The organism is Cutibacterium sp. LaCa_255, from assembly GCF_057458005.1.
The window spans coordinates 402,568-427,614 of the sequence record NZ_CP190956.1 but is presented as its reverse complement, the minus strand read 5'-3'; the positions used below and the strand labels follow the sequence as shown (position 1 = coordinate 427,614).

The window sequence follows — 25,047 nt, the reverse complement described above, 5'->3', positions numbered from 1 at the left end:
GGATGCCGCCGGTATTCATCTTGCGTTCACCTTGACGCGGTTGTTGCGACATTTTCAAACCCTAGCGTCATCCCTGTACCAAGGACCGCAACGGCGGCTCTAGGAGATCACTCGAAAAGGATGTGCCGTGACGAACCGTCTCGCCAAAATCACTGCCCTGGCTGCTATTGGCGCCATCTCCCTCACCGCTTGTGGCGCCAACGGCGACAAGGGCTCCAGCTCCGCCTCGTCATCCGAGGCCACTTCGGCTGCTGCTTCCTCCGCCAGCTCGGCGAACAACGCTGACGCCGCCTCGTTCAAGCCGGCCTGCCCCGGTGGCAACATTTCCGGCGCTGGCTCCTCGGCTCAGCTGAACGCCATCAACCAGGTCATCTCTGACTACAAGGCCGCTTGCTCCTCGGCCACCATCAACTACTCCCCCACCGGCTCCGGCGCCGGTGTGAAGTCCTTCATCGGCAAGCAGACCGACTGGGCCGGCTCCGACTCCGTCCTCAACAAGGACAAGGGCGAGCCTGACAAGGCCAAGCAGCGCTGCAACGCCGATCCGTGGCACCTCCCGATGGCTGCCGGCCCAATTGCCGTGGTCTACAACGTTGACGGGGTCAAGGATCTGACCCTCTCGACCCCGACCCTCGCCAAGATCTTCTCCGGCGCCATCAAGAAGTGGGACGACCCGGCCATCAAGAAGGAGAATCCCTCCGCCAAGCTGCCGTCCGCCCAAATCGAGGTCTTCTACCGCAAGGACGAGTCGGGCACCACTGACAACTTCACCAAGTTCCTCAACAAGGCCGCTGGTGACATCTGGACCGAGAAGCACTCCAAGACCTGGAAGGGCGCTGGCAAGGGTGCTGACAAGTCGGCCGGCATCGCTCAGGCTGTCAAGGAGACCAAGAACTCGATCTCCTACGACGAGTGGTCCTACGCCACCAAGAACAAGCTCGACATGGCTGCCATCGACAACGGCAACGGCCCGGTCAAGCTGACCGGTGAGTCCGCTGGTAAGGCCATCTCGGCCGCCAAGGTCGCTGGCCAGGGCAACGACCTGCAGCTCGAGCTCCAGTACAAGGACACCCCGGCTGGCGTGTACCCCGCCGTTCTGGTGACCTACGAGATCGCTTGCTCCAAGGGCCAGGATGCCGGAAAGACCGCCCTCCTGAAGGACTTCCTCTCCTTCTACGCTTCCGAGAAGGAGCAGAAGAAGATCCAGGACCTCGGTTACGCTCCGCTACCTTCCGATGTTGCCTCGAAGGTTCTGACCGCCGCTCAGGCTCTCTCCTGATCGACTTCGCCGGGTAATTTGGTCCCGGTGCTCTGGGGCGGGAGGACGCACGACGCCCTCCCGCCCCAACCCACGAAAACAACCATGAACGCGACGAAGGAAGCCCATGGCTGAAACCACATCGACGGCGCAGCGGAAGCCAACAGCCGCGTCTCGCATGAAGCCGGTGTCCAGGGTCGGGGACAGGATTTTCGCCGGCGCCTCGTCGGTCATCGCCATTGCGCTGGCCATCATCGTCATCCTGATGTTCATCTTCCTCATCAAGACGGCGGCACCGACCCTGTCGGCCAACACCGACAACTTCTTCACCTCTCGTGCCTGGACGACCGACCGGAATCCGCCGGCCTTTGGTATTCAGGCCCTGCTGTGGACGACGGTCATCTCGTCCCTGCTCGCACTGCTCATTGCTGTTCCCCTCTCGGTGGGCATCGCCCTGTTCATCACCCAGCTGGCGCCCAAGAAGCTCGCCAGCCCCGTCGCCTTCGTCGTCGATCTGCTGGCCGCTGTGCCCTCGATCGTCTTCGGCCTGTGGGGCGGCATCGTCTTCGGGTCATCGGGCATCGTCAATGGTCTGCGTCACGCCATCATCGCAGTACTCGGCTGGATCCCGATCTTCTCGGAGGACCCGGCCTGGTCCTCCTCCACCGGCACGGTCTACCTCGCCAGCCTGGTGCTGGCCATCATGATCCTGCCGATCATCACCGCCGTCAGCCGCGACGTCATGGCCCAGACCCCGCACGATCAGATCGAGGCTGCGCTGGCCCTGGGGTCGACGCGCTGGGAAGTCATCAAGCTCGCAGTGCTCCCCCACTCCCGCTCCGGAATCATCTCTGGAGCCATGCTCGGTCTGGGACGTGCCCTCGGCGAGACACTGGCCGTCACCCTGATCCTGCAGACAATCAGCCCCATGGCCCTCAAGCAGAAGCTCAACCTGTCGATCTTCGTCGGCGGCGAGACCTTCGCCTCGAAGATCGCCGGTAACTTCTCCGAGGCCATCAGCGACCCCACCTCGTTGGGTGCCCTGGTGGCGTCGGCCCTGGCCCTGTTCGTCATCACCTTCGTGGTCAACGCGGCTGCCCGCCTGATCGCGGCGAAGGGAGTCAAGCGATGAGCGCCACCACCCCTGATCACATCCCCGCACACTCCGAGGGGGTGCCCGAGGTCGGCAAGCTGGACCTCTCCCGTCCGTCCGGCAAGCGGACCACGAAGAGCGGTTGCGCCTCGGTCTTCATGATCGTCGCCACCCTGCTTGCCGTCATCCCGCTGGTCTGGTTGTTGTTCGCGGCCGTCCGACGCGGTATCGGCTCCCTCTTCCATGCCTCCTGGTGGACCCACTCGATGGACCCGGCCTGGGACCTCGTCGAGCAGGGGGCCATCCACGCCCTCGTCGGAACCATCGAGATCGGTCTCATCACCTCGATCATCTCCGTGCCGATCGCTCTGCTGACCGCCATCTTCCTGGTGGAGTACGCGCGGGGCACCAAGATCGCCAAGGTCGTCAGCTTCGCCGTCGACGTCCTGACGGGTGTACCGTCCATCGTCGCGGCCCTGTTCATCTTCGCCATGGTCGTCACCACCCTCGGCGGAACTCAGTCGGCCTGGGCATCCTCCCTGGCCCTCATGATCCTCATGGTGCCGACGGTGCTGCGATCCACCGAGGAGATGCTCAAGCTGGTGCCGGACTCGTTGCGCGAGGCCTCCTTCGCCCTGGGCGTCTCCAAGTGGAAGACGATCATGAAGGTCGTTCTGCCGACCTCGATGACCGGCATTCTTACCGGCGTCGTGCTCGGCCTGGCCCGAGTCATGGGAGAGACGGCACCGCTCATCGTGTTGCTGCAGTTCAACACTGAGTTGACCTTCAACCCGTCGACCCCGAACTTCGCAACCCTGCCAACCGTCATCACGAACGCCTACACCCAGGGCGGCGTGGACACCCCGGTCGTATGGGGCGCTGCGATCACCCTGATCATCCTCGTCATGGGACTCAACCTCATTGCCCGTGGCATCTCCCGCCGCTACATGCGTCGCATGGGCAAGTGACACGAAAGAGAGCTGAATATGGCAAAGCGGATCGAGGTCAAGGACCTCAACATCTACTACGGCTCCTTCCACGCCGTTGAGTCGGTGAACCTGACCGTCGAGCCCCGTACCGTGACGGCTTTCATCGGCCCGTCCGGTTGTGGCAAGTCGACCGTGCTGCGGACCCTCAACCGCATGCACGAGGTCATCCCCGGTGCCTACTGCACCGGCAAGGTGGAGCTCGACGGCGTCGATCTCTACGGCAAGGGCGTCGACCCGGTGGCCGTGCGACGCAATATCGGCATGGTTTTCCAGCGAGCGAACCCGTTCCCGGCGATGTCAATTCGCGACAACGTCGTGGCCGGTCTGAAGCTCAATGGCGTACGCGACAACAAGCTGCTCGACGAGGCCTGCGAGAAGTCACTGCGCGGCGCCAACCTGTGGGACGAGGTCAAGGATCGCCTGGAGCGCTCCGGTGCCTCCCTGTCTGGTGGTCAGCAGCAGCGTCTGTGCATCGCCCGCGCCATCGCCGTCGAGCCGGAGGTTCTACTCATGGACGAGCCCTGCTCGGCCCTGGACCCGATCTCGACCCTGGCCATCGAGGACCTTGTCGGAGAGCTCAAGGAGCGCTTCACCGTGGTCATCGTGACCCACAACATGCAGCAGGCCGCTCGTGTCTCCGACCAGACCGCCTTCTTCAACCTCAAGGCCCAGGGAGAACCTGGCCGCCTCGTCGAGATCGACCGCACCGACAAGATCTTCTCCAACCCGAAGGAGAAGGCCACCGAGGATTACATCTCCGGTCGTTTCGGCTGAGTCGACCCACCCGTCATCTCGAAGCCCCGAGGCAACACGCCCCGGGGCTTCGTCGTCTTCCTCCTGCTGGCAAGGGGTTGTACGCCCAATGACACATGGTCCTTACGTTGCTGGATTTTCCTTCTCAGGGTTGACTAACCTAACAAGGCATTGTCACGGTACCAAGGAGAATTCATGTTCCCGTCCCCCATATCGAGGCGCACCATCCTCGCATCGTCTCTCGGCCTCGGTGCCGCCGCAGCTCTGGCCGGTTGTAGCAAGGACACTGACACCTCGCCCAGTGGCGCGAACCAGCACTCGTCAGCCACCAAGGGGTTCCCGGTGAGGATCAAGCATGCCTGGGGCGAGACTGTGGTGAAGTCTCCTGCAACCCGCATTGCCACCACTGGGTGGGCTGGTCAGGATGCCGTCCTGGCCATCGGACTGGTTCCCGTCGGCATGCCGAAAGCCACTTATGGCGATCCCTCCGGAAAGGGGATGCACACATGGGTGGCTGATGCCCTGGCCAAGCTCAATGCGACCGGCGACAAGGCGCCCAAGCTCTACGACGAGACCAGCGACACCGACGCCGCCGCCATCGCAGCGACCCAACCTGATCTCGTCAGCGGCCTCAACTCCGGGATGACCAAGGAGCAGTACGACAAGCTCTCCAAGATCGCCCCCACCCTTCCCTACCTCGAAAAGGCGTGGAGCATCGACTGGCGTACCCACCTGCGCACCATCGCCGAGGTCGTCGGAAAGGCCGACAAGGCCGAAGAGGTCATCATGTCCTGCGAGAAGTCGATCGCTGACGCCTTGGCTGCGCACCCCGACGTCAAGGGACTCACCGCTGGAATGTTCTATTTCGACGTCAAGAAGCTCTCGGAGATCTCGGTTTACACCAAGGGCGACTCTCGTGCTGACTACCTCACCGACCTCGGCTTCAAGGCGCCGTCATCAATCCAGAAGCTGTCGGCGGAGTCGAAGCAGTTCTACACCACGGCTTCGGCGGAGAAGGCCGACATGTTCAATGACGTCGACCTCATCGTCTGCTACGGAGATCCCAAAACCCTTCCCGGTCTGCTCGCCAAGCACCCGTTGCTCTCGAAGATCACCGCTGTGCGCAAGGGAGCAGTGGCCGTTCTCGAGGACAACTCCCCGCTCGCGGCATCGATGTCTGCCAGTGCCTTGTCCATCCCCGGTCAGGTGGGACCGCTCGTCGAGCGACTGGCCGAAGCGGCCACGAAGGCGAAGGCGTGACACCACGGAGGGGATGGACCCTGCTCGTCGTCACCGTCCTGCTCGCCTGTCTGTGCGCGGCCTCGGTGATGGTGGGTTCACGATCCATCCCGCTCCATGATCTGTGGACGACCCTGAGACAGCCGTCCGCTGACCCCTTTGTCGCCGAGGTCATCCGCTCACGCGTTCCACGCACGGTTCTCGGCCTGGTGTCCGGAGCCGCCCTCGCACTCTCCGGCGCCCTCATGCAGGCGCTGACCCGCAATCCCCTGGCCGATCCAGGAATTCTCGGCATCAACTCCGGGGCCGCTCTCGCTGTCCTCGTCGGTATCGCCCACCTGGGCCTGACGGCACCAATCCAGTACGTCTGGCTGGCCGTTGCCGGGGCTACCGCAGCTGCCGCCCTGGTCTGGCTCATCGGAGCCGGAAGCCGCAGCCGGCCAACTCCCGTCCGACTGGCACTGGCCGGAGCCATCGTCACCGCCGTCCTCACCGGTTTCATTCAGATGGTGTTGTTACCTCACCCGAACCTGCTGCAATCCTTCCGAACCTGGCAGGCAGGATCCCTCAGCGGACCCAATCTGGGACAGATCGCGACGGTGTCTCCTCTGCTCCTCGTCGGAGTGGTGCTGGCTGCCATCAGCGCCCCAGGCCTGAACACCCTCGCGCTGGGAGAAGACCTGGCAGCGGGCCTGGGGACGCGAGTGACTGTCGTCCGGGTGACGTCATCGGTGGCCGCCGTCCTGCTGGCAGCTGGAACCACGGCGCTGACGGGTCCCATCGGGTTCGTGGGGCTCATCGCCCCTCACGCCGTGCGGGCCGTCGTCGGCCCGGACAATCGGCGGGTGCTGGCATGGTGTGCCATCTGCGGACCCGTTCTGGTGCTGGCGTCCGACGTCCTGGGACGCGTCATCACTCGGCCTGCCGACGTCGCGGTGGGAATCGTCACCGCAATCATCGGAGCTCCGGTGTTCATCGCCCTGATCCGTTGCCGGGAGGTGAGACAACGATGAGCGCGCTTGCTCTCGTGCGGCAGGGGCGACGGCACCGCCGCCTGCGTCGTGGTCTGGTCGTGACCATCTTGTCGGTGGCAACTGTCGCCGCTTTCATTGCCAGCCTGTGCCTTGGCGAGCAGATGTACTCGCCGTCACAAGTCGTCGACGCTCTCCGCGGGCAGGTCGGCCCGGCATCCTTCATCATCGGTGACCTCCGTCTCCCACGCACCATTGCCGGACTTCTCTGTGGCGCTGCATTTGGCCTTGTCGGAGCATTGTTCCAGGCCCTGCTGCGCAACACGTTGGCAAGCCCTGACGTCATCGGGATCACGGCCGGGGCCAACACTGCCGCGGTAGCTGGAATCATCGTGCTCGGATGGTCCGGCCTGCAGCTGACGTGTCTGGCCGTCGCGGGAGCGATCGTAACGGCCGGCATCGTCGTCGGGCTTGCGCGCCACGACACATCAGGTGGCGAGCGGCTCATCCTCATGGGCATTGCGACGGGGGCTATGGCGACCGCAGGGACGATGTGGCTGATGGTCCGCGCCGATCCCAATGATGCGGCTGGGGCTGCTCGTTGGCTCGCGGGCAACCTTGCCGTGGCTTCCGCTGACCAATCCGCCACTCTCGCCGTCGTCCTTGTCATCGGCCTACCGGTGCTGCTGGCCAACTCTCGCCACCTCGGGACCATGGACGTGGGGGATGACCTGGCCACCGGGCTGGGGGTACACGTGGAGCGGACTCGTGCTCTGCTCATGATCGTCGGGGTCATCGTGCTGGCCTGCGCCACTGCCGTTGCAGGACCGATCGCCTTCGTGTCGCTGATGTGCGGACCGATTGCATTTCGACTGTGTGGCCCAGGAGATGCCCCACTCATGGCCTCCGCGCTCACTGGATCGGTCCTGGTACTGGTGTGCGACTTCGTCGGCGCCAACCTCATGTCACACACCTATCCGGTGGGGCTGGTCACCGGGATTCTGGGCGGGGTGTACCTGCTCATCGTCATGGCTCGTCAGTCTCGAAAGGAGAGTGCGTGAGAACCAGTCATCATCTGAAGGCCGACGCGGTATCGGTTGGGTACGGAGACCGCGCCGTCCTGGACCACCTCGACCTCAGCATCCCGACCGGAAGGATCGGGGCAATCATTGGCCCGAACGGTTGTGGCAAATCCACCCTGTTACGGACGATGACACGCTTGATCCGCCCCAGCAGCGGTCAGGTCGTCCTGGACGGTCAGGAGCTCCCCACTGTGCCGACCCGGCAACTCGCCCGTGTCGTCGGGTTGTTGCCGCAGTCCCCGACAGCTCCGACGACGATCACCGTCGCAGATCTGGTGGCGCGCGGACGCGCTCCTCACCAAGGAATTTTCGGACGATGGACCACCGCCGATGAGCAGGCGGTGGCGTCGGCGCTGGAACGCACTGGAATCGTCGAGCTGGCCCGACGACCGGTTGACGAGCTGTCCGGAGGTCAGCGCCAGCGAGTGTGGATCGCCATGGCCTTGGCCCAGAACACCGACGTGCTCTTCCTCGACGAACCGACGACCTACCTTGATCTGGCCCATCAGATCGACGTTCTCAGCTTGTTGCGTGACCTCAACCGCCGTGACGGGGTGACGATCGTCATGGTGCTCCATGACATCAACATGGCGGCGCGCTACTGCGACTGGTTAGTGGCCATGCGTGACGGGGAGATTCGAGCGAACGGAACCCCCACCGAGGTCATCACCGCCGACGTCATGCGAGAAGTCTTTGGCCTGCACACGCACATCATCCATGCCCCGGATGTCGGGACGCCCATCGTCATCCCGATCGACACCGTGGGGGTCGATGACGGCTGACTCGCGAGAAGCCCTCCATGGTGCGTCACTGACGTCGGGCCCTCGCCGATGGGTATGGCATCGACCGTCGCCACATCGCCTTCATGAGGTACTGGAGACAGGACAACGCTGCGATGTGAGGGTAACCGAATTCCATTTGTGAGGCACGGCTAAGATGACTGCGTCCGGCGTAGGGAACCCCGTGTGAATCGGGGGCTGACGCGCAGCGGTAAGGCGGACGAACGGGCAGACAAGCCACTGGGAAACCGGGAAGGCGCCCGTTCGGTTGAGGCCAAGTCCGAAAACCTCCTGGACCGTATCTGACCGACGGCCGCGCGATTCGGCCCTGACGAGGACGGCTTTCCCTTGGCTCGACTCCTTCACCGCCGTACCCCGGCTCACTTCTTCCTACTCGTGACTCTCCTCGTGCTCACGCCGGTACTCTCGATTGCCTTTGGTGCCGCACCGGTACCCATCGGTCAGGTCTTGGGGGTACTCGCCGACCATTGTGGCATTCCCATTCACGTGACCTGGGACTCCATTACCGACGCGATCGTCTGGCAGAACCGCATGCCTCGCATCGTCACCGGGCTCGGCGTCGGCGCGACCCTCGGTGTCGCCGGAGTCGCCCTCCAAGCCGTGGTTCGCAACCCCCTCGCTGAGCCCTACGTACTTGGTGTGAGCGCGGGAGCCTCCTCGGGAGCTGCCGCGGCGATCATCATCGTCGGCGTCACCTCATCATTCGCAGTAGCCGGCATGGCCTTCCTGGGAGCGCTGCTGTCGACCGCGATCGTGCTGTTCATGGGCGGCGGCCGGAACTCGTCGACGCTGCGTCTCGTCCTCGCCGGTCTCGCGGTGGGATTCATCTTTCAAGCCGTCACCAATTTCATCATCTTCTCCTCCGACTCGGCCGAGACTGCACGCGCGGTGATGTTCTGGACCCTCGGTGACCTGTCTCGAGCCAGCTGGGGGCAGGGATGGACGAACGTTGTCGTCGCGATCGTTCTGACTGTACTGCTGTGGGCATGTGCCCCATGGCTCGACGCGTTGGCGTCTGGGGATTCCACGGCCACCGCGGTCGGGATCGACCCGACCGTCATCCGTGTGCTGCTTCTCGTCCCCGTATCGGCTGGGGTGGCCACGGCGGTGGCTATCTCCGGCGGCATCGGTTTCGTCGGACTGGTCATCCCCCACCTCATGCGATCCTTCATCGGTCATGGCCACCGTCGGTTGGTGGTCTCCTCAGCGATAGCCGGAGCCATCTTCCTGATGTGGGCCGACACCTTCTCACGCACCGTGTTCAGCCCAGCCGAACTGCCCATCGGAGTCATCACGGGTCTGCTCGGCGCGCCGTTCCTCCTCGTGTTGGTGCGACGGGAGGCGATGGCATGATCACCGCTTCCGACTTAGTCATTCACCGAGGACAGCGGGTTGTCCTCGACGGCGTCGATCTTTCAGCGGATCAGGGCGTGACCATCGGGGTCGTCGGCTCCAATGGCGCAGGAAAGTCAACCTTGTTGTCTGCGCTGTACCGCAACGTCGCGATTGCCTCCGGACGAGTCACCGTCAGCGACCATGATCTCTCAGCCATGAATCGCCGCGAGATTGCGCGCGAGGTCGCCGTCGTCTCTCAGATTCCCGATCAAGCCCTGCCGCTGACGGTTCGCGACACCGTCTCCCTGGGACGACTCCCCCACCGATCGCTCATGGGATACGGGGATGCGACCGATCGTGACATCGTCGACAATGCCCTGACGAGAACGGACCTGACAGGTCTCGCGGATCGACTCGTCACCCAGTTGTCCGGCGGGGAACGTCAGAGGGTTCTCGTCGCCCGAGCCATCGCCCAGCAGGCCGGCCATCTGCTGCTCGACGAGCCCACCAATCACCTCGACATCGGCCATCAGTTCGCCCTGCTCGACCTCGTCAAAACCATTGACGCCACCACCGTGATCGTGCTCCATGACCTCAACCTGGCAGCTCGAGCATGCGACCGACTGGTGTTGCTTGATCAAGGCCGCCTCGTCGCCTCCGGCCCTTGTGAGGAGGTCCTGCAACCCGATCTGCTGTCGCGAATCTACCGGGTCGACGTGGACCGCATTTCCCACGACGGACACATCCATCTTCTGTTCAACCCACCACGATGAAGGAGAACACCATGTCAGCCCTCCGCACCCGCCGCACGACTCGCGCAGCGGCGGCAACCCTCGCGGGACTGTGCGCCCTGTCCATGAGCGCCTGCGCTGGTTCCTCAACCGATAAGTCCTCTCCGTCGGCCTCGGCGTCCTCGGCACTGCCCAGGACGGTCTTGAGCTGCACCGAGAAGCTCAGCTTCACCGATTCCCCCAAGCGGGTCATCATGCTGGGAGACATCGATGCCTCGACCATGGCTGCCCTCGGCGTACTTGACCACGTCATTGGTCGCGCCGGGCAGATCAAGGAAGACGCCTTTGACGCCGGCACGCTTGCCAAGATCAAGGCCATTCCGCAGATCGCCTCCCAGGAGCTCGACACCGGCGGCGCGAAGGTGTCCACCGAGACCATCCTCAACCAGCATGCGGATCTGGTCATCGGCTACGACACCGGCGTCGACCGCGCAGCTCTGCGCAAGGCCGGAGTCAAGACGTACAGCCCTGACGCCATGTGTCCTGACAAGGCTCCCGCATCACCGGCCACCTTCTCCCTCGTCACCCAGGAGGTGACGAAAATCGGAAACATCTTCAACGTCGCGGACAAGGCCAAGGAGGTCAACAAAAACCTCGAGGGCAAGATCAAGAAGATCGAGTCCCAGGCAGGATCGGGTACCAAGGACGGTGCAGCTGCCCTGTACATCACTCCTGGTAGCACCGAGTTCTACACCTACGGATCGTCCAGCATGGTTCAGCCCATTCTGGACGCGAACGGATTGAAGAACCTCTACGGCAACAACTCCAAACGCGTCTTCGACGCCTCCATGGAGGACGTGTTGCACAAGAACCCGAAATGGATAGTGCTACTTGCCGGTACCGGAGATGCCTCGAAGGTTGAGTCAACATTCCTCGGCTTCAAGGGAGCCAAGGAACTCGACGCCGTCAAGAATGGTCACGTTGTCGTGCTGCCGTTCTCTCTGATTGATCCACCGTCCCCGTCGTCCATCACGGGCGTCGAGAAGCTGCACGAGCTCATGGCGGAAAAGTGACCTCACTGACACCACGACAACTTCTACAGGCATGGGACGCCCAGCAGAAGATGTACATCGAGTTCCGCGAGAATCGCACCCGCTGCATGATGGACATCCTGGCCGGGCTGGCCAAGAAACTCGACCACCCATTGCGCGTCCTCGACGTGTGCTGTGGACCTGGATCCTTGTCAAACGCCGTCACACAGAGATTTGGTGACGCCAGCTGTGTGGGGATCGATCGCGACCCGGTGCTCATGCGGTTGTTCCGCGAGACGACGCCACACCCGGATCGAATTGAGATCGTCGATGTCGACCTACGGGAGCCCGGATGGGCGGCCCGGTGGGCTGAGGAACCCTTTGATGCCGCTGTCAGCGCGACGGCCCTGCACTGGTTCGAGCCCGATGAGTTGACGAGGGTGCACCAGGACATCGCCTCGGTGCTGACCCCTGGCGGGATCCTGCTCAATGCCGATCATCTCTTCTTCGACAAGGCCACTGAGCCTTTCCTGGCTGAATTGGCCCCGGCAGAACGAGACCGCACCGAGGCTCAGATGCGAGACGACGGGGCAATGTCCTGGCAGGAATGGTGGGACGCAGCCTTGGCCATGCCTGGATGGGAGTCCGAGGCCGAGGAGTTCCGACGCCGTTGGGCGGACAAGGACATCTCTCGGAAGGTCAGCGCCGAGTTCCATCTCGCCTCGATGCGCGCGGCCGGATTCACCGAGACTGCTCAGGTCTGGCAGTGGTTCGACGACCGGATCCTGATGGGACGGATGCCGATGTGACGCTGGAGATGGGCGGGGGTACCCCCCGCCCACCGTTCTGCTCTGATCAAGGGTTACTGTCGCCCTCGCTCCCATCCCAGGGTTGACCAAGAACCGCCCCCAATGTCACCCCAGCATCACTCGATTCGGTCAAACTCCTCGTCAAGGCCAAGCAGGGCGTTCTCCACGACCTCAGGCAGTGCCGGGTGTATCCAGTACTGTCCCCGCGCCATCTCCCCGACCGTCTGGCCGGCGCTCATCCCCTGAATGCAGGTCTGGATGAGGGTCGATGCCTGCGGACCGATGATGTGGGCGCCCAGCAGCGTCCTCGTCCCCGGGTCACCCAACAGCTTGACACAGTGTCCCTCGTCCTCCATCGCCCAGCCATAGGCGACGTCCGCGTACTCCTGGACGTACTTGGTGTACGGGATCTCGGACTGCAACAGACTCTGTTCGCTCGCACCCACCGAGGCGACCTGCGGGTTCGAGAACACCGCATGAGGCACGAATCGATGATCAGAACTGGCCAGGTCATCAGGGTGTAGCAGATTGTGGCGCACCACTCGGGCCTCGTGGTTGGCGACGTGCTTGAGCTCCCAGTGCGAGCAGACGTCGCCGAGGGCCCAGATGTGTTCGATATTGGTCCGCTGGTGCTCATCGACGACCACGAATCCATCGTCATCGACGTCAACCCCGGCAGCCGGAAGGTTGAGACGGTCACCGTTGGGCACCCGACCCATGGCATTGAGGACGACGTCGGCCGGATAGTCGTAGTCGACCCCGTCACCGTCAACCGTCAAGACCACGAGGTGACCACCCGGATCACGATCGATGCCCACCAAGCCCTCGGACATCCGCAGCCTCACGCGGTGACCAATCTGATCGGTGAACCGCTGCGAGATCTCCTGGTCCTCATGACGCAGCATCCTCCCGGACCGATTGATGACAGTGACGCTGGATCCCAGCGCGGAGAAGATGTGGGCGAACTCGGCGGCAATGAATCCACCACCGAGAATCACCAGACGGTGGGGCAACTCCTCCAACCTCATGATGGTGTCGGAGGTGTGGATCGACCCCGCCAGGCTCGGGTCGTCGAGACCGAGGACATCAGGGACACGCGGGCGCGACCCTGCCGCCAGGACGATCTGGTCCGCAGTGATGCGAGTGTCCCCGACCTCGATGGTGTGGGGATCGACGAACTTCGCCTCGTCGGTGTAGACGTCGATGTTCTCCAGCCCCTGGCGGTACTCAAGCCCACTTCGAGAAATGGGATCAATGCGTCCGAAGATTCGGTCACGAATGGAGGTGAAGGATGCCCCGCGGAACTGCAGCCTGACCCCCAGCTTGGCTGCCTCGGACGGCGAGGTCGCAAGGTCCGCCGGGAGCACGAACATCTTCGTCGGTATGCAGCCGACATTGAGGCAGGTACCCCCGAAAGTGCCCGAGTCGATGATGGCGGCGCGTCGGTCGGCAAATTCCTCGTCCAGGATCGTGTTTCCTGAGCCCGAACCAATGACGACGATGTCGTAGTGCTCCATACCCCCAGTCTGTCATCCCGAGCTATGACAGATCGCCTCAACCCGCCGCCGGCGTCACATGACAACCTTACGGATCCCTGATTCTCGCATCTGGCATGTATGGTGATCGCCAGACCGCACCCAGGATCCGCCGGATTCACCGGACCATCCCCCGCGGTCCCGTCCCCTCGGGGACATGTTCGTAGAACCCACCCCGGGGCTGCCCACTGACTCCCCTGCGGGTCCGGTGACATGCCGCGATTCGGCACGATGCCGGATCCCAACCCAGGAGCGGAATGTTCACCCTCACCTCAACGCCCATCACCTTCGTCGGGCTTCTCATCCTCTTTGCATGGTCACTCGTGTGGTCGGTGCGGGACGCTATCAAGGCGCCCACCGTCGTCACGAAGATCTCCACATGGGTCCACGTCGTGATGGCGGTCACCATGATCCTCATGGTGCCCAAGTCATGGTGGAAACCCCTCGTCTCCGCCATTGGCGGACCAACCACCCCGGTCGTCATCTTCGCCATCTGTACGGCCTGGATGGTCTTCATGGCCGCCTGGCGGTCCTCGTGGTCGTCATGGGGTCATGCCGCCATGTTCGCCGCGATGGCCTGGCACCTCGCCGCGATGCGCAAGATGTCCTCCGTCATGACGGCGTCCAAGCACTCCGGCATGGGAACCATGAATCACGGCGGAATGGATCACGGCATGAACCATGGCGGCATGGGCCACGGTATGAACGGCAGCATGGACCATGGAATGCAGACGGCCATGAATACCGCGATGCATGACTTCGCCGTCGTCGGGATCCCTCTCATGGTCGCCCTGCTGGCCCTGGCCATTGCCGGCCTGTGTCGAGCCATCAGCGGCAAGGCCGAGAATCCACGCAAGGTTCCCACCTGCCATGTGGTGGCCACCGAGCCACTGGCGATTCGCCTCTCCGGCCTGGCTGATTTCGCGATGGCCTTCGGTATGTTCTGGATGAGCACCGGTCTGCTCACACCGATCATGCCGTTCATGGCGCACCTGCACCCCTGAGCAGCGTCTCAGGATATGGGCCGGCGTTTCATCTTTCTGATCACTGCTAGCGTCACACCCATGATGAACGGTTGGAGTCTCATTACCCGGCGCGCGGTCTGACCACGCACCGGAATCCAACCGCGCGCCCTCCTTCCACTTCCGGATGGAGGGCGCCGTCATGTGTACGCAATTGCCGAGGGGGAACACGATGCCCACGCTGAGATCCGCCACCAGCACCACCGGACGCGCCATGGCCGGAGCCCGCGCTCTCTGGCGTGCCACCGGTACCAAGGACGATGAATTCGGACATCCCATCGTGGCGATCGCGAACTCCTTCACCCAGTTCGTCCCCGGACACGTCGGACTGCGTGACGTCGGCAAGATCGTCGCCGAGCAGGTCCGCGCCGCCGGTGGCGTCCCCAAGGAGTTCAACACCATTGCCGTCGACGACGGCATCGCCATGGGCCACGACGGCATGCTCTACTCCCTGCCCAGCCGTGAGCTCATCGCCGACTCCGTGGAGTACATGGTCAACGCTCACTGTGCCGACGCCCTCGTGTGCATCTCCAACTGCGACAAGATCACCCCCGGCATGTTGATGGCCGCCATGCGCCTCAACATCCCGACCATCTTCGTCTCCGGTGGCCCGATGGAGGCTGGGAAGGCGACTTTGACCGACGGGGAGCACAAGCTCGACCTCATCGACGCCATGATCGCCGCCGGTGACGAGACCGCGGCCGACTCCGACGTCGAGATCATGGAGGCCAATGCCTGCCCGACCTGCGGGTCGTGTTCGGGCATGTTCACCGCCAACTCGATGAACTGCCTGACGGAGGCCCTCGGCCTCTCCCTGCCCGGCAACGGTTCCCTGTTGGCCACCCACTCGGATCGTCGCAAACTCTTCAAGACAGCCGGACGCACCGTCGTCTCCCTGGCCAAGCGCTGGTACGACGAGGACGACGCCTCCGTCCTCCCACGCTCCATCGCCACCAAGGCGGCGTTCAACAACGCCATGAGCCTTGACATCGCGATGGGAGGTTCGACGAACACCGTCCTGCACCTGCTGGCCGCCGCCCAGGAGGGCGAGGTCGACTTCACCATGGCTGACATCGACTCCCTGTCACGCAAGGTTCCCCACCTGTGCAAGGTGGCGCCGTCGACCACCGTGTTCCACGTGGAGGACGTCCACCGCGCCGGCGGTGTGCTCAGCATCCTCGCCGAGCTGGATCGTGGCGGCCTGCTCGACACCGCCACCTCGACGGTGTGGTCCCCCGACGGCAGCCCGACGACGATGGCCGTCGAGATTGCCAGTCACGACCTCATGTCCGCCCCCGGCGAGGACGTCCGCACGCTCTATGCGGCCGCCCCGGGCGGGGTGCGCACCACCGAGATGTTCTCCCAGTCCTCGCGCTGGGAGAGCCTCGACACCGACCGTACGAACGGCTGCATCCGCGACATCGCGCACGCCTACTCCGCCGACGGCGGCCTGGCAGTGCTGTTCGGCAACATCGCCGAGCGCGGCTGCATCGTCAAGACCGCCGGCGTCGACGAGTCAATCCTCACCTTCTCGGGGCCTGCCGTCGTCTACGAGTCCCAAGACGACGCCGTCACCGGCATCCTGGGCAAGGAGGTCAGGGCCGGGGACGTCGTCATCATCCGCCACGAGGGCCCCAAGGGTGGCCCCGGTATGCAGGAGATGTTGTACCCGACGAGCTACCTGAAGTCGATGCACCTAGGCAGGGAATGCGCCCTGCTCACCGACGGCCGGTTCTCCGGTGGCACGTCGGGCCTGTCAATCAGTCACGTCTCCCCCGAGGCCGCCTCCGGTGGTCTCATCGGCCTGGCCCGCGACGGGGACACCATCAGCATCGACATCCCCAACCGCACCATCAGCCTTGACGTCGATGACTCCGAGCTGGCCCGTCGTCGCGAGGAGGAGGAAGCCCGCGGAATCGACGCTTGGACGCCACACGCTCCCCGTTCGCGTCACGTTTCCACCGCCCTGCGCGCCTACGGGATGCTTGCCTCCTCCGCCGATCGCGGTGGAGTACGCGACCTGTCCCAGGTCCGTCCGGTGGCTGGCTGAGGGGATCGCCAGTGTCCGTCAGGAGTGACCAGGAATATCTGCGAGCCGTCCTGCGAGCACCGGTCTACGAGGTGGCCGAGAAGACCCCGCTCGAACCGATGCCCAGCGTCTCCAAACGCCTCGACAATACCGTGCTGGTGAAGAGGGAGGACCGTCAGGCAGTCCACTCCTTCAAGATCCGCGGCGCCTACAACCGGATGCGCAACCTCACCGAGGAGGAGCGTCGCGCTGGGGTGGTGACGGCGTCGGCCGGCAACCACGCCCAGGGCGTCGCCCTCTCGAGTGCCCGGCTCGCAGTCAAGGCCAAGATCGTCATGCCGAGACCCACTCCGACGATCAAGGTTGACGCGGTGCGCCAGCTCGGCGGCGAGGTGGTCCTGGCCGGGGATTCCTTCGACGAAGCCAAGGCTCATGCCCTCGAACTGGCCGAGAACGAGGGACTGACCTACGTCGCCCCCTTCGACGACCCGATGGTCATCGCTGGTCAGGGAACCATCGGCCTGGAGCTCATCCAGGACGCAGCGGACGTCAACCGGATCTTCGTACCGGTCGGTGGTGGTGGTCTTGCCGCAGGGATCGCCGTCCTCGTCAAGCAGCTCATGCCCCAAGTCAAGATCATCGGTGTGGAGCCAGCTGAGTCGGCTTGTCTGGCAGCCGCAATGGAGGCCGGTGAACCCGTCACCCTGGATCGGGTCTCGCTGTTCGCCGAGGGTGTTGCCGTTGCCCGGATCGGTGACGAGACTTTCCGCATCCTCAAGGACCATCTCGACGACGTCGTCACCGTCGACTCCGACGAGATCAGTGCTGCCGTCAAGGATCTCTTCGACGACGTGCGTGCCGTCGCCGAGCCGGCCGGTGCCGTCGCGCTGGCCGGGCTCAAGAAGTACGTCCGCGCCCACGACATCCACGGAGAGCAGCTCGCCGCCGTCCTCAGCGGTGCGAACCTCAACTTCGGGTCGCTGCGTCACATCGCAGAACGCGCCGAGATCGGTGGGCGTCGCGAAGGGATGTTCGGAGTCATCATCGACGAGCGTCCGGGAGCCTTCCTGGACTTCTGCCGACTGTTAGGTGGCCGCATGGTCACCGAGTTCAATTATCGACTTGCTGACGACGACTCCGCGGCCATCTTCGTCGGCGTGCAGTTAGCCCATCGCAACGAACGTTCCGAGATCGTCGAGATCCTGAGCAGTGCCGGACACCGAGTCGTCGATCTGTCCGACGACGAGGCGGCCAAGACCCATGTCCGTTACATGGTCGGTGGGCACCCGTCACGTTCCGTCGGGGAGAAGGTCGTCTCCTTCGTCTTCCCCGAGTCGCCAGGAGCACTGACCCACTTCCTCACCACCCTGGGCACCCGGTGGAACATCTCCCTGTTCCACTACCGTTCCTTCGCAATGGACACCGGTCGCGTGCTGGCCGGGTTCGAGGGTGCGGCTGACGACCCGGACCTGTCGTCTCACCTCGACGACATCGGGTACCCGTGGAGTGACGTCTCGGACTCCCCCTCGTATCAGATGTTCCTCCGGGAGCGTTGAGAGCTACGTGGAAGACTTGTGACATGACTGAGAAGGATGCGACTCGCGACGAACGCCCGTGGGCACTGGTGAGCGGGGCCAGTGGTGGTCTGGGGCAGGCATTCAGCCGTCACCTGGCCAGCTGCGGAGCCAACCTCGTCCTGACCGGACGCCGTCAAGACGCCCTCGACGACCTTGCCACCAAACTCACCACCCGATACGGGATCCGCACCATCGTCCGTCCCTGCGACATCGCCTCGGCATCCGAGCGGTTGACCCTGGTGGAGGACATCGCCGGGCGCGGCATCATCGTCGACACCCTCATCAACAACGCTGGGTTCGGTGCAGCTGGCCGGATCGCCGAGACCGACCCGGTTCGTCAGACCTCTCAGGTGGAGGTCAACTGTGAGGCCGTCGTCCATCTGTGCGGTCTGCTGCTGCCGGGCATGATCGCGGCCAAGCAGGGGTCGATCATCAATGTCGCCTCCACCGCTGCCTTCCAGCCCATCCCCCAGTTCGCCACCTATGCGGCATCGAAGTCTTTCGTGCTGTCCTTCACGAAGGCGCTGTGGGCCGAGACCAACGGCACCGGGGTGCGAGTCACGGCGGTCTGTCCTGGCCCGACTGAGACCGGATTCTTCGACGTCGCCGGTGTGCCGAGGATGGGAGCTGGAATGCGTCGTCAGCCCGACGATGTGGTGCGTACTGCCTTCGACGCTCTGGCCCGTCATCGTCCCTACGCCATCGACGGATTCATCAACCGCGCCGTCGCACGGTTGGCTCCACACCTGCCACCGCGTCTGGTGATGACTGAGGCGGAGAAGTACCTCAAGATCTGACGGCTACTTCGCCGTCACAACCTTCTCGTCAGCGATGCGGTTCCCTTCCCGGATCACCACGTCATATTCCCCCTTGGGCATGATGACGGTGGCGCTCCACGGGCGCCAGTTGTCACCGTCGGTGGCGGAGATGTTGATCTGCCCGCTGGTGACCATGTGACCGCCCTTGGGAGATCTCACTTCGTATGTCATGACGGAAACCGTCGGCTGGGCGAAACCACTGATGGTCATCTTGCCCGACGACACATCGGCACCGGCCTGTGGCGTGTCGACCCACACCCGGGCGCACTGAGCAAGACCTTCGTCGACAAAATCCGTGGCGGGCTTGCCAATGATCGGCAGGTTCGGCGAACCATCAACGAGGATGCGCACCGACTTGTCACCGGTGCGGTCACCGACGGCCGCCGTGGCGGTCACGACGAGCTGCTGGATGGCCCTTTGCACCTGTTCGCCATTCTTGAACTGGCTGAAGGCGGATGCCGACAGGTCGATGGTGATGCGTTTTCCTTTGACCGATGCCCGGTTCACCTGGCCAGCTGCCCACCCGGATGTGTAATTCGGGTCGAGGGGCGCGACGTTGAGAACCGCCCCAACTGCCGTTCCCAACAGGTCGCCGAGGGTCGGCAGGTCACGCAGCTCACGGTGGATGAGCCCGTCGTCACGGCCCAGGTAGAAGACATCCAACCCAGTCTGAACGGTCGGCAGGGACTGGTCGCTGGCCTGCGGGGTTCGGGCAGCCGGTGCCGCCTCCGAATCACTCGTCGTCGAATTGTGATTCGAGCCCAGCAGGGGAGACAGAATGCCAAGTCCCAGTGCCACCAGACAGGCCAGGGCGACGATCCAGTTGGCGGGAAGGCCACGACGCGGTTTCCGGGAAATCTGAGAGGTGATGGCGTCATAGCCGGAGTTCGGACGGATCGACTCCATGATGGTTTCCAGGGCCGAGCGCACGACCGCCTCGACCCTGGGATCGGCGTGGCCGGGGTTCGTGTGGGAACCAGGCCGCAGCGTCTCACCGATGGCAGTCAGACCCTTCGTCTCGTTGTTGTGAACGCCATTGACGCTCATGCCCAGGGTCTCGGCGATCTCGTCGTCTGACAGATCTGCTGTCGCGAATTTGAGGACCAGCACCTCACGCTGTCGGGCCGGCAGCCCCCGCAGACACCAGTACGCCAACTCGTCGGGGGCTTGGGGAGGAGTTGTGTCTCGTTCTGCCGGTTGTCGACCCCTAGCCTTGTTCACGACGGCGGTGCGCAGATACGACACGGCATGCTGGTGGGAATGCAACCGCGGATCGCGCCGGTAACTGGTGACAAAGGCTGCGATGACGGCAGCCTCGGCCACCCGCTGGTCTGCCAGCAACAGGGTGGCCAACCTGACGAAGGCGTCCCACTTCTCTTGGTAGAGCTGGGGAAGCCAATCATCGTGGGATTCGGAGAAGGAACCCTTCATGTCAGATGCCGGCATACGAATGCAAGCCGTTGAAGATCAGGTTGACACCGATGAAGTTGAACCAGAAACAGGCCACACCGATGATCGCGATGACGGCAGCCGGGCGTCCGCGCCATCCGGCTGTGGAGCGGGCGTGCATGTAGGCCGCGTAGACCACCCAGGTCACCAGGGACCAGGTCTCCTTGGGATCCCATCCCCAGAACCGACCCCATGCGTAGTCAGCCCAGATTGAGCCGGCCGCGATGGTGAAGGTCCAGATCGGAAAGCCGATGGCATGTGCACGGTAGGCCAGGGTGTCCATGGACTCCGGGGAAGGAAGCTTGGCGAGCAATCCCCTGACGGGAATTCCAGTCCGCTCAGCCTTCGCCCGGGCGTTCATCGAGATGAGATACATGATCGAGGCAATGGCACCGACGTTGAGCGCAGCAGCAGCAATACAAGCCGCGACAATGTGGATGACGAACCACACCGAATGCAGGGCCGGGACCAGCGGCGCGACAGCCACGTAGAACACGGTGGCTGCCAGGCCGTTACCAACAGCCAGCAACAGGGTGACGGCAATGCCCATCCACCTAACCTGACGGACGGCGACGAGGACGAGGTACGCGATGACGACGAAGAGCAGCGCCGAGGTGACGAACTCGTACATGTTGCCCCAGGGCAACCGATGTGCCGCGATACCACGGCAGACGACGCCGATGGTCGCGCAGATGGCACCCAGGACGGTGAGGTTGAGGCCCATCCTCCCCCACGTCTCGGATCGCAACCGCGCCTTGTGGCTGGGGTGCTCGACCCCGCGCACACTGGCCCATTCCACGACGTGAGCCAGGAAGGCAAGCATGTAGAGCACCGCCGCGGTGACGATACCGACGGCCGACAGATTCTCCACACTCACGACTGGGCCTCCTTGATGTCGCCTGACATGCTATCTCCGTGTACCGCAGCCAGCAGAGAGTTTACATCGTCCACCGCACCGGATCGGGAGTCACTGCGGTCCAGGCCACCGATTTCCACCTTCAAGCCCTCCTCGACGGGCGTCATTCTCATCCACACCCGTCGCGACCGTGAGAACAGACTCAAGCACAGACCGGCCACTGAGAGCAGCACGGACAGGAAGGTCAGCGGTAGACCAGGGGTCTGGGACACCTGGATCTTGGCCCAGCGCTGCCAGCCGTTGAACTGGATCGATCCTCTGCCGTCGGGCAGCTTGTATCCCTGCCCCGGCGACAGCACGAATCGGGACTTCTCCTTGCCGTTCGTCACCTGGGTCATGCCGGTCGTGTCGAGGGTGTAGATGTTCGACGGAACACCCGTCTCGCCTGCCGGTTTGCCGTACCAGGCGGTCAGGTACAGCTGCGGGTTGAGGGCGTCTGGGAAGAGGGAGGTCGGGCCACCAGCCGTGATCGTGCCCGTCGGTAGGAAGAATCCCTGGAAGGCCAGACGATCCGGGCGGGCGTCGGGAGCCTTGATGACACCGACGGACTTGAAGTTGCCGTCCTGAGGCAGGAAGACCACAGGACCCGAATAGGCGACCTTGCCATTTCCGTCGCGGACGAGAACGTCTGCGGCGTAGCCATGGCCCAGCAGATGGACCTTGGTCGAGCCGATCCGCAGCGGGTGATTGACCTGCAAGTCTCGAGTCTCGGTCGTGCCGTCCACGGTGAAGTCGACGGTGGCGTCGAAGCTGCGAGCAGCACCACGCTGAACCGTGCCGGTCTCGAAGGATGCTGTGAACTTGCGCAGCTTCATGGAGAACGGGGCCAGATCGTCGGTGTCGACCATCGACCCTGCCTTGAACTCGTCGTACTGGGTGATGTTGTTGGAGAATCCCTGACCCTCGACGACGACCGAGGTCCCCTTGAATCCCCACAGGGTATTCCAGCCGACACCAACGAGCAGCAGAACCAGGAAGCCGTGGAAGATCAGGTTGCCCGTCTCGCGGTGGCGGCCGGCCTCGGCACGAATGGAGCCATCGTCGTCAACGACGAACCGGTAACGTCGGGCCTTCAACCACTCCCGGGCTCGCTTGTCGACCTCCTCGGCCGAATCAGAGGTGGTCGTCGAGGCATGGGCTGCCAACCGGTCCAGCCTGGCGGGGACGCGAGGAGGCTGCCGGCGCAAGGCCTTCACGTGACTGATGATGCGCGGAATGATGCAGCCGATGAGGCTGATGAACAGCAGCAGGTAGATCGCCGAGAACCACACCGAGGTGTAGACGTGGTACATCCCCAGCGGCCGGTAGATACGATCCAGGGCGGGGTGGTTGGCGGCAAAGTCGGAGACCTTGATCGCGCTGTTTGCGGTCTGCGGCACCATCGACCCCGGGATGGATGCCAAGGCCAGCAGGAACAGCAGGATGAGGGCCGTCCTCATGCTCGTCAGCTGACCCCACAACCACCGCATGGATGCGCCGAAACCGAGTCCGCCGCTCCCACGAGCCGAGGTCGAGCTCCTCGAGTCCGTCACTTTCGCGTCCTTCACGGAATCACCCATCAGATCACCGCCCCGAACTTGGCCGCCCAGGTTCTCAGCATCGCCATTATCGACTCCCACCACCCGGTGACCAACAGCACGCCTATGGCCATCATGAGCACTCCTCCGACACGCTGCACGGCATGTTGGTGGGCACGCACCGCGTCGACCGTGCGACCAATCCACACCAGAGCCGCAGCGGCAGCGATGAACGGGATACCCAGCCCCAACGAATAACAAGTGGCCAGTACTGCCCCACGAACAGCGGATCCTTGGGTCAATGACAGTCCGTAGACCACCGAGAGGGCCGGCCCGATGCACGGGGTCCAACCCAGCCCGAAGACGATTCCCAGGATCGGCGCAGCAGCCAGTCCCGCTCGGGGAAGGCGATGGATCCGCAGTTCGCGTCGTCCCAGCGGTACAAGGCCGGCGAACATGGCGCCAAGCAGGATCGTCAAAGCTCCGACGATGATCTCAATGGTTCGCCGATGACCCATGAGTGTCCGACCGAGGGTACCGATGACCGTGCCGGTCGCGACGAAGACAACGGTGAAACCGATGACGAAGAGGATCGTGCCCACCACGGTGCGGGCGCGATGCCGTCCCTCGATGACGTCAGCCGCGCCCAAACCCGTCACATAGCTGAGGTAGCCAGGGACGAGGGGCAGGACACACGGTGAGAAGAAGGACAACACACCGGCGAAGACCGCCACCGGGATCGCTCCGGCCATTGATCCCGTCAGTGCTTCAGCGGCCCAGGACCCCAGGTCAAGGGGCGTCACTGACTCTCCTTGGCAACGTCATTGATCGCCTGGACGAGGGTGGCGGTGCTCACTTCTCCCAGGAATCGAGCGGCTGAACGGCCCTTGCGGTCGATGACGAGGGTGGACGGGATGGCCTTGGGAGGCAGCTCGCTGAACTTGAGAAGCATCGCCCCGTCCGGGTCGTAGAAGCTCGGGTACGTGACGTCGAAGGCTCGGGAGAAGGCCTGAGCCGGACCTGGATCCAGGTCTCGGGTGTTGATGCCGTAAAAGACGGCGACATCCTTGGTGCGACCGGCGGCCTTCACCAGGGCTGGGGCCTCGTGACGGCAAGGGGCGCACCATGATCCCCACACATTGAGGACGATGACCTTGCCCTTGGCGTCAGCGGTGCTGATCTCCTTGCCGTCCAGGTCCTTGCCGGTGAGGACGGGGGCAGGCTCACGTTTGTCGGCCGGAACCCTCGACCAGGATCCGTCACCGGCCGCAAATCCCTTGTCGTCACTGGCTGAGGTCGACGAGCACGCCGAGACCCCGGTCACCATGAGGGTTGTCGCCGCGAGGACGGTGATGAGCCGAGTCCTCACTCCCGTGCACCACCTGCGGAGATGTTGGCCCGACGATCCTTGGCCGGGATGAGGTCGCGAGCCGGTTCGCAGTAATCGACGCGCACGATGCGACCGTCGAGCACACCGAAACTCGTCACGGAGGCGAGGGTGCACTGACGGGAACGCGGATCGTGGGGAAGACGTCGCCCCTCGGCTGCGCAACGGGCAATCCAGATCGGCAGCTGATGGGAGACGATGAGGGCCTGTCCGCCCTCAGGAATCTCCTCGGCGGCACGCATGATCGCCCGGGTCATTCGCTCGGCGATCTCGACGTAGGGCTCTCCCCAGCTTGGGGTGAACGGGTTCGACAGATGACGCCAGTTACGAGGATTGCGCAAAGCCTTGTTGCCCTTGCCGAAGACCTGCCCCTCGAAGACATTGGCCGCCTCGATGACGTCGGAATCGACACGCACCTCGAGCTCTGGGTGCACAGCGGCGATGGGGGCCATCGTCTCCCGGGCGCGCTCCAGCGGGGAGCTCACCAGGGCGGACAACTCAACACCAGCGAAATGCTCGGCAGCGCGGGCGGCCATTCGTCGTCCCAGTGGTGACAGGTGGTATCCGGGCATACACCCGTACAAGACCCCGGTCGGGTTGTCGACCTCACCGTGGCGCAGCAGGTGGACGGTCGTCGTGGCGCCCATCGTCTCCCCTTCCGATACCTCGCGGGTCGCAGAGCCCGCCTCTGCCCATGACCCTACGT

General features: G+C 63.8%; 23 protein-coding genes and 1 riboswitch. Of the genes, 16 read left to right on the top strand and 7 right to left on the bottom strand.

The window, feature by feature from the left end; translation table 11 throughout:
• The first annotated feature begins 127 nt into the window (after positions 1-127).
• The 12 genes from pstS (at position 128) to ACP8ML_RS01785 (ending at position 12,091) form a co-directional block, all read left to right on the top strand.
• Complete coding sequence (gene pstS / locus ACP8ML_RS01840; RefSeq protein WP_063279217.1) at positions 128-1,279, top strand: phosphate ABC transporter substrate-binding protein PstS; 1,152 nt, start codon at positions 128-130, stop codon at positions 1,277-1,279.
• Positions 1,280-1,385: 106 nt separating this feature from the next.
• On the top strand, positions 1,386-2,390 hold the full coding sequence (pstC, locus tag ACP8ML_RS01835; RefSeq protein ID WP_117188921.1) for a phosphate ABC transporter permease subunit PstC: 1,005 nt from the start codon (positions 1,386-1,388) through the stop codon (positions 2,388-2,390).
• Positions 2,387-3,319 (top strand): phosphate ABC transporter permease PstA, encoded by a 933-nt coding sequence (gene pstA / locus ACP8ML_RS01830; RefSeq protein WP_016666955.1) that lies wholly within the window; start codon positions 2,387-2,389, stop codon positions 3,317-3,319. Before pstC ends, pstA begins: the two co-directional genes overlap by 4 nt.
• Before the next feature lie 18 nt (positions 3,320-3,337).
• Complete coding sequence (pstB, locus tag ACP8ML_RS01825; RefSeq protein ID WP_016666954.1) at positions 3,338-4,114, top strand: phosphate ABC transporter ATP-binding protein PstB; 777 nt, start codon at positions 3,338-3,340, stop codon at positions 4,112-4,114.
• A gap of 174 nt (positions 4,115-4,288) precedes the next feature.
• Positions 4,289-5,353 carry an ABC transporter substrate-binding protein gene (locus ACP8ML_RS01820; RefSeq protein WP_117189018.1) on the top strand — a complete coding sequence of 355 codons (1,065 nt, stop codon included), beginning with the start codon at positions 4,289-4,291 and terminating at the stop codon, positions 5,351-5,353.
• The gene (locus tag ACP8ML_RS01815; RefSeq protein WP_065674274.1) at positions 5,350-6,345 is read left to right on the top strand and encodes a FecCD family ABC transporter permease; all 996 of its coding nucleotides are present in this window, start codon (positions 5,350-5,352) and stop codon (positions 6,343-6,345) included. Before ACP8ML_RS01820 ends, ACP8ML_RS01815 begins: the two co-directional genes overlap by 4 nt.
• A complete protein-coding gene (locus ACP8ML_RS01810; protein ID WP_065674273.1) occupies positions 6,342-7,364 on the top strand; it encodes a FecCD family ABC transporter permease in 1,023 nt (340 codons plus the stop codon). Before ACP8ML_RS01815 ends, ACP8ML_RS01810 begins: the two co-directional genes overlap by 4 nt.
• On the top strand, positions 7,361-8,167 hold the full coding sequence (locus ACP8ML_RS01805) for an ABC transporter ATP-binding protein (protein ID WP_016666950.1): 807 nt from the start codon (positions 7,361-7,363) through the stop codon (positions 8,165-8,167). Before ACP8ML_RS01810 ends, ACP8ML_RS01805 begins: the two co-directional genes overlap by 4 nt.
• Positions 8,168-8,315: 148 nt before the next feature.
• Positions 8,316-8,474: riboswitch (cobalamin riboswitch) on the top strand.
• Positions 8,475-8,512: 38 nt separating this feature from the next.
• Positions 8,513-9,538, top strand: a complete 1,026-nt coding sequence (locus ACP8ML_RS01800) for a FecCD family ABC transporter permease (RefSeq protein WP_138237467.1) — start codon at positions 8,513-8,515, stop codon at positions 9,536-9,538.
• On the top strand, positions 9,535-10,293 hold the full coding sequence (locus ACP8ML_RS01795; RefSeq protein WP_486703010.1) for an ABC transporter ATP-binding protein: 759 nt from the start codon (positions 9,535-9,537) through the stop codon (positions 10,291-10,293). The genes ACP8ML_RS01800 and ACP8ML_RS01795 overlap by 4 nt, the downstream gene beginning before the upstream one ends.
• 11 nt (positions 10,294-10,304) lie before the next feature.
• Positions 10,305-11,324: an ABC transporter substrate-binding protein gene (locus ACP8ML_RS01790; protein ID WP_455768623.1), complete on the top strand. Its 1,020-nt coding sequence runs from the start codon at positions 10,305-10,307 to the stop codon at positions 11,322-11,324.
• Complete coding sequence (locus ACP8ML_RS01785; RefSeq protein ID WP_016666947.1) at positions 11,321-12,091, top strand: class I SAM-dependent methyltransferase; 771 nt, start codon at positions 11,321-11,323, stop codon at positions 12,089-12,091. Before ACP8ML_RS01790 ends, ACP8ML_RS01785 begins: the two co-directional genes overlap by 4 nt.
• A 116-nt stretch (positions 12,092-12,207) precedes the next feature.
• Here the strand turns inward: ACP8ML_RS01785 and ACP8ML_RS01780 are convergent, their stop codons facing one another.
• The gene (locus ACP8ML_RS01780; protein WP_138237469.1) at positions 12,208-13,608 is read right to left on the bottom strand and encodes a mycothione reductase; all 1,401 of its coding nucleotides are present in this window, start codon (positions 13,606-13,608) and stop codon (positions 12,208-12,210) included.
• Between the two features lie 578 nt (positions 13,609-14,186).
• On the opposite strand from ACP8ML_RS01780, the gene ACP8ML_RS01775 reads away from it, so the two are divergent.
• The 4 genes from ACP8ML_RS01775 (at position 14,187) to ACP8ML_RS01760 (ending at position 19,051) form a co-directional block, all read left to right on the top strand.
• The gene (locus ACP8ML_RS01775; RefSeq protein WP_065674292.1) at positions 14,187-14,630 is read left to right on the top strand and encodes a hypothetical protein; all 444 of its coding nucleotides are present in this window, start codon (positions 14,187-14,189) and stop codon (positions 14,628-14,630) included.
• A 190-nt stretch (positions 14,631-14,820) separates the two neighbouring features.
• A complete protein-coding gene (gene ilvD, locus ACP8ML_RS01770) occupies positions 14,821-16,698 on the top strand; it encodes a dihydroxy-acid dehydratase (RefSeq protein ID WP_486703009.1) in 1,878 nt (625 codons plus the stop codon).
• Between the two features lie 11 nt (positions 16,699-16,709).
• The gene (ilvA, locus tag ACP8ML_RS01765) at positions 16,710-18,233 is read left to right on the top strand and encodes a threonine ammonia-lyase, biosynthetic (protein ID WP_486703008.1); all 1,524 of its coding nucleotides are present in this window, start codon (positions 16,710-16,712) and stop codon (positions 18,231-18,233) included.
• Between the two features lie 23 nt (positions 18,234-18,256).
• A complete protein-coding gene (locus ACP8ML_RS01760; RefSeq protein ID WP_252908285.1) occupies positions 18,257-19,051 on the top strand; it encodes an SDR family NAD(P)-dependent oxidoreductase in 795 nt (264 codons plus the stop codon).
• 3 nt (positions 19,052-19,054) lie between these two features.
• On the opposite strand, the gene ACP8ML_RS01755 is transcribed toward ACP8ML_RS01760, so the two are convergent.
• Genes ACP8ML_RS01755 through ACP8ML_RS01730 form a run of 6 tightly spaced genes read right to left on the bottom strand, consistent with a single transcriptional unit; the run spans position 19,055 to position 24,988 of the window.
• Complete coding sequence (locus ACP8ML_RS01755; RefSeq protein ID WP_284950732.1) at positions 19,055-20,518, bottom strand: GerMN domain-containing protein; 1,464 nt, start codon at positions 20,516-20,518, stop codon at positions 19,055-19,057.
• Positions 20,505-21,398: a c-type cytochrome biogenesis protein CcsB gene (gene ccsB / locus ACP8ML_RS01750; RefSeq protein WP_063279224.1), complete on the bottom strand. Its 894-nt coding sequence runs from the start codon at positions 21,396-21,398 to the stop codon at positions 20,505-20,507. The genes ACP8ML_RS01755 and ccsB overlap by 14 nt, the downstream gene beginning before the upstream one ends.
• Positions 21,395-22,996, bottom strand: coding sequence for a cytochrome c biogenesis protein ResB (gene resB / locus ACP8ML_RS01745; RefSeq protein WP_486703007.1), 1,602 nt, complete (start codon positions 22,994-22,996; stop codon positions 21,395-21,397). Before resB ends, ccsB begins: the two co-directional genes overlap by 4 nt.
• Positions 22,996-23,706, bottom strand: coding sequence for a cytochrome c biogenesis CcdA family protein (locus tag ACP8ML_RS01740; RefSeq protein WP_065674291.1), 711 nt, complete (start codon positions 23,704-23,706; stop codon positions 22,996-22,998). The genes resB and ACP8ML_RS01740 overlap by 1 nt, the downstream gene beginning before the upstream one ends.
• Positions 23,707-23,753: 47 nt before the next feature.
• Positions 23,754-24,323, bottom strand: coding sequence for a TlpA family protein disulfide reductase (locus ACP8ML_RS01735; protein ID WP_065674264.1), 570 nt, complete (start codon positions 24,321-24,323; stop codon positions 23,754-23,756).
• A complete protein-coding gene (locus ACP8ML_RS01730; RefSeq protein WP_065674263.1) occupies positions 24,320-24,988 on the bottom strand; it encodes a histidine phosphatase family protein in 669 nt (222 codons plus the stop codon). The genes ACP8ML_RS01735 and ACP8ML_RS01730 overlap by 4 nt, the downstream gene beginning before the upstream one ends.
• Positions 24,989-25,047: the final 59 nt, after the last annotated feature.

What these genes read in the sequence shown, in the direction of transcription:
- pstC (WP_117188921.1), top strand. Translation starts at nt 1,386, where the DNA reads ATGGCTGAAACCACATCGACGGCGCAGCGGAAGCCAACAGCCGCGTCT.
- pstA (WP_016666955.1), top strand. Translation starts at nt 2,387, where the DNA reads ATGAGCGCCACCACCCCTGATCACATCCCCGCACACTCCGAGGGGGTG.
- pstB (WP_016666954.1), top strand. Translation starts at nt 3,338, where the DNA reads ATGGCAAAGCGGATCGAGGTCAAGGACCTCAACATCTACTACGGCTCC.
- ACP8ML_RS01820 (WP_117189018.1), top strand. Translation starts at nt 4,289, where the DNA reads ATGTTCCCGTCCCCCATATCGAGGCGCACCATCCTCGCATCGTCTCTC.
- ACP8ML_RS01810 (WP_065674273.1), top strand. Translation starts at nt 6,342, where the DNA reads ATGAGCGCGCTTGCTCTCGTGCGGCAGGGGCGACGGCACCGCCGCCTG.
- ACP8ML_RS01795 (WP_486703010.1), top strand. Translation starts at nt 9,535, where the DNA reads ATGATCACCGCTTCCGACTTAGTCATTCACCGAGGACAGCGGGTTGTC.
- ACP8ML_RS01790 (WP_455768623.1), top strand. Translation starts at nt 10,305, where the DNA reads ATGTCAGCCCTCCGCACCCGCCGCACGACTCGCGCAGCGGCGGCAACC.
- ACP8ML_RS01780 (WP_138237469.1), bottom strand. Translation starts at nt 13,608, where the DNA reads ATGGAGCACTACGACATCGTCGTCATTGGTTCGGGCTCAGGAAACACG.
- ACP8ML_RS01775 (WP_065674292.1), top strand. Translation starts at nt 14,187, where the DNA reads ATGTTCGCCGCGATGGCCTGGCACCTCGCCGCGATGCGCAAGATGTCC.
- ilvD (WP_486703009.1), top strand. Translation starts at nt 14,821, where the DNA reads ATGCCCACGCTGAGATCCGCCACCAGCACCACCGGACGCGCCATGGCC.
- ACP8ML_RS01760 (WP_252908285.1), top strand. Translation starts at nt 18,257, where the DNA reads ATGACTGAGAAGGATGCGACTCGCGACGAACGCCCGTGGGCACTGGTG.
- ACP8ML_RS01755 (WP_284950732.1), bottom strand. Translation starts at nt 20,518, where the DNA reads ATGCCGGCATCTGACATGAAGGGTTCCTTCTCCGAATCCCACGATGAT.
- resB (WP_486703007.1), bottom strand. Translation starts at nt 22,996, where the DNA reads ATGGGTGATTCCGTGAAGGACGCGAAAGTGACGGACTCGAGGAGCTCG.
- ACP8ML_RS01740 (WP_065674291.1), bottom strand. Translation starts at nt 23,706, where the DNA reads ATGGCCGGAGCGATCCCGGTGGCGGTCTTCGCCGGTGTGTTGTCCTTC.
- ACP8ML_RS01730 (WP_065674263.1), bottom strand. Translation starts at nt 24,988, where the DNA reads ATGGGCGCCACGACGACCGTCCACCTGCTGCGCCACGGTGAGGTCGAC.